The sequence below is a fragment of the Acetobacter fallax genome (assembly GCF_011516735.1).
Classification (GTDB): Bacteria; Pseudomonadota; Alphaproteobacteria; order Acetobacterales; family Acetobacteraceae; genus Acetobacter; species Acetobacter fallax.
On sequence record NZ_WOSX01000097.1, the window covers coordinates 1 to 3436 of the forward strand.

A 3436-nucleotide genomic window follows, 5' to 3' on the forward strand; every position below is an offset into this window, starting at 1 on the left:
ATACGGATAATTTGTTCCATGGGTGGCCTCCTCTGTGAATTCTGCAACGACTTCACCTTGGCACATCGCGATGCCGTTGGGAGCCGTCCACCCCATCACAGAAGAAATCCGCGTCATTGCTTAGGAAAATATTTGTATAAACGCCTGCTGGCGCCCCGGCATCATGAAACAGTTTTTCAAACGCCAAGGCACATTGCGGCACGTTGGGGGCATGCTTGGCTATTACCACATTGCCCGCCATCAGGTTGGGGCCGGCTACACGGGCCAGTTGGTAATAGGGAAAGTTCCAAGGTTCGATGCAATAAATAACACCGAGTGGCTGATTGATTATTTTTGCGCTGCCATCTTTCACCTTAAGCGGTGTGGGAGCCAGAAACTCCTCTGCCCCATTGGCATAGAAGGAAAGAATATCTGCCGTAATATCAATTTCTTCCAATGCATCTGGCAGCGCTTTGCCCATTTCCGTGGCAATCAGGCGCGCATGGGCCTGCCGATCCTTACGCAGCAGATCAGCCGCCTTTGACATGATGACTTTACGCTCGGCAATGCTGCGCTTTTTCCAATCTGTGCGCCAGATATGGTCTGCCTTGTCTATGATCTGGCGCATCTGTTCTGGGGTATGCAGCTCAAACGTGCGTTCAACAGCTTCTGTTTATTGGGTTAATTGTCTGATATGTAATCATTTTTTGGCGTCCTGATTATAGGAAGGGTAATCGGTGTATCCGTGCGCGCCGCCGCCATACATGGTTGTGGGGTCTATGGCGTTAAGGGGCCATTCGTGCTGCAAACGCGCAGGCAAATCCGGGTTGGCGATGAATTTACGGCCAAACCCAATCATGTCTGCCCAGCCGTTTTGCAAAACGTGGTCTGCTTTGGCTTTATCGTAACGGCCCGCGCACAAAATGCGGCCCGGAAAGATATCTCTTACGGCCGCACGGAATGAATCCGGCATATCTGGCGCGTTATCCCAGTCCGCTTCTGCCAGAGAGAGATACGCAATGCCTGCATCCGCCAAAACACCTACTGCTTGTGTATAGGTTTCTGCCGGATTGCTTTCCAACAAGCCAAGATAAACGCGTTCTTCCGCAGTTGTGCTGAACAGTGGAGAAAACCTGACGCCCAGCCTTTCAGGGGAAACCACGGCAGAAACGGTCTCAACCACTTCACGCAGAAACCTCAGACGGTTGGAGAGTGAACCACCATAGGCATCTGTGCGAAAATTGGCGCGTTCAGAAATAAACTGGTTGATGAGATACCCATTGGCAGCGTGAATTTCCACGCCATCAAATCCGGCTTGCAGTGCGTTTCTGGCGGCCTGCGCATAAAGTTCTACCAGTTCATGAATTTCGGGAATGGTTAAAGCGCGCGGAGTATCCGGCGGCACCAGTTTTCCTGTGCCCGGGCCAGTTGGGATAAAAACATTCACACCCGTTGCAGCCACAGCAGATGGTGCAATAGGAGGTTGGTGATTGGGCTGCAAAAGATGATGAGAAACACGGCCTACATGCCAAAGCTGTGCAAAAATGGGGCGCTTTTTGGCATGCACTGCATCTGTTACCAGTTTCCAGCCTGCAATCTGTTCAGGAGAGTAAATGCCGGGTGTCCAGGCATAGCCCTGCCCGCGTGGTTCAATTTGCGTGCCCTCGGTAATCAGAAAACCTGCCTGTGTGCGCTGGGCATAGTATTCGGCCATAAGCGCATTGGGGATATCACCCGGTTGGGTGCTGCGGCAGCGCGTGAGAGGCGGCAGAAAGATCCGGTTTTTCAGGGGCAGATCACCCAGTATTATGGGATCAAAAAGAGAAATTGAAGTCATGATCAGCCTTGTTCAGAAGCAGAAATAGTCTCTAGTCTGCTCGTAAACATTGGCCTATTAGGTTTAAGGCGCAAGAACGCACATAAACCGCCTATAGTGTCAGGAATGATACCATGCCCCGTATTCGCCACACCACGCTAACATGCAGCCCCGGCTGCACCGTAGAAGCCACGCTGGAGTTGTTTGGGGGCAAATGGAAGGCGCTTATTCTGTATCATCTGTTTGAAGATGGCGTGCTGCGCTTTAGCGAATTCCGTAGGCGTATGCCAAATGTAACGCAGCGTATGCTGACAAACCAGTTGCGAGAACTGGAAGCCGATGGCCTGATTTCCCGCACGGTTTTTCCAGAAGTGCCACCACGCGTGGAATATGAACTGACCGACTTGGGTAAAACACTCAAGCCGGTCATCCATGCACTAAAGGAATGGGGTGATAAATATGCCCACAGCGTGACGCAGAAAAAAGAATCAAGTGGTGGGTAAAAGCCCCTCACCTACGTTCATAAATGCACATGAGGGGGAGTTTCTTTACTTCAATCCAGTTTTTCACGCTGCCAGAAGCGGAGATTGCCGCAGGTTTTTACAAATGTGTTGGCATCGTTTTGACTGCCCAGTTTAATGCAGCCTTTATCAACATCATCTGCCAAACCTGCCTTTTTGAATAATGTGCAGGCTTCTGAAGAATACCCAATATATTTGCAGTGTGTGAAAGCGTCCGTCAGGAAATCTTTGGCAGCAGGAGTGCTGGCCAGCACTTTTGTGCCTTCCTTGGAAGCCAGAATGGCTACAGCATCGTATAATACCGATGGCCCGCCGTCTATTTTCTGCTGCGCAGCTACCTTGGTACCATCTGAAAGTGTAATGCCGCCAATTTTGGGGGCGATGACTTCGTAATTGGCTTTTTCTGCCTGAAGAGCGGAAATGAGCGCAGCAAAAAGGTCTGCATCCACGCCATCTGTCGCCAGAATACCCATTTTACGGCCAGCAAATGCTTTTGGCCCATTTTTAACGATACTGAGGGCATCAGATGGAGGGTTCGACGCGGATTTCTTCTGTGGTTGTCGTCCGTTATGCAAGAGTTTTCTGACCAATATTGACGTGTGATCGTGTGCGGTCTTCTGTAAGGCCTGTTGATGTGGCCTTTCAGAAGCCACTGGCCGGTATGGTGATCAGCGGATCAGATCCAAATCTCACAGGCGTGCTTTAAAGCACAGAGAAATCCACTGGTTTTTCCGATCCGGATCAAACGATCATGCGCCCATTCAGGTCATCGCCCTCTCACACCCCTACCGGTTCCATCCGCAGAAGCCAAGCCATCGCTCAGGCTGCCACGGACAGGGCCGGATCCCGATAATCTTCCTGTTTTGTTGCCATGGCCCAGATGGCCCGTGCCATCCTGTTGGCCAGGGCAATGGCGACCAGCATACGGGGCTTGCGGGCCAGCATCCGCGCCAGCCAGCTTCCCGGTGCAGGGGCCTTACGGCTGGCCCAGTTCACCAGGGTCATGGCACCCATGATGAGAAGCCTGCGGATATCAGCCTGCCCGGCTTTTGATATCTTCCCCAGCCTTTCCTTTCCGCCAGATGAGAACTGACGGGGCACCAGCCCCAGCCACGCAGCA

At 51.9% G+C, this 3436-nt stretch carries 4 protein-coding genes and 1 pseudogene; 1 reads left to right on the top strand and 4 read right to left on the bottom strand.

Going from position 1 to position 3436, the window contains the following annotated elements:
• Window positions 1-112 precede the first annotated feature (112 nt).
• Window positions 113-683, bottom strand: a pseudogene (locus GOB85_RS18475) (aldehyde dehydrogenase family protein); the annotation flags it as partial.
• Entirely contained in the window at window positions 680-1816 is a 1137-nt protein-coding gene (locus GOB85_RS18480) for an alkene reductase (RefSeq protein WP_124307163.1), read from the bottom strand. The gene GOB85_RS18480 and the pseudogene GOB85_RS18475, both read right to left, overlap by 4 nt.
• 113 nt (window positions 1817-1929) lie before the next feature.
• Here GOB85_RS18480 and GOB85_RS18485 point away from each other — a divergent pair, with 113 nt between their 5' ends.
• Window positions 1930-2298 carry a winged helix-turn-helix transcriptional regulator gene (locus tag GOB85_RS18485; RefSeq protein ID WP_124307164.1) on the top strand — a complete coding sequence of 123 codons (369 nt, stop codon included), beginning with the start codon at window positions 1930-1932 and terminating at the stop codon, window positions 2296-2298.
• Between the two features lie 50 nt (window positions 2299-2348).
• Here the strand turns inward: GOB85_RS18485 and GOB85_RS18490 are convergent, their stop codons facing one another.
• Complete coding sequence (locus tag GOB85_RS18490; protein WP_338422452.1) at window positions 2349-2969, bottom strand: type 1 glutamine amidotransferase family protein; 621 nt, start codon at window positions 2967-2969, stop codon at window positions 2349-2351.
• A gap of 166 nt (window positions 2970-3135) precedes the next feature.
• Window positions 3136-3436: transposase (locus GOB85_RS18495; protein ID WP_165993231.1), on the bottom strand; the 301-nt coding region annotated here is incomplete at its 5' end.

Coding starts and splice junctions, on each gene's coding strand:
- GOB85_RS18480 (WP_124307163.1), bottom strand. CDS start 1,816: ATGACTTCAATTTCTCTTTTTGATCCCATAATACTGGGTGATCTGCCC.
- GOB85_RS18485 (WP_124307164.1), top strand. CDS start 1,930: ATGCCCCGTATTCGCCACACCACGCTAACATGCAGCCCCGGCTGCACC.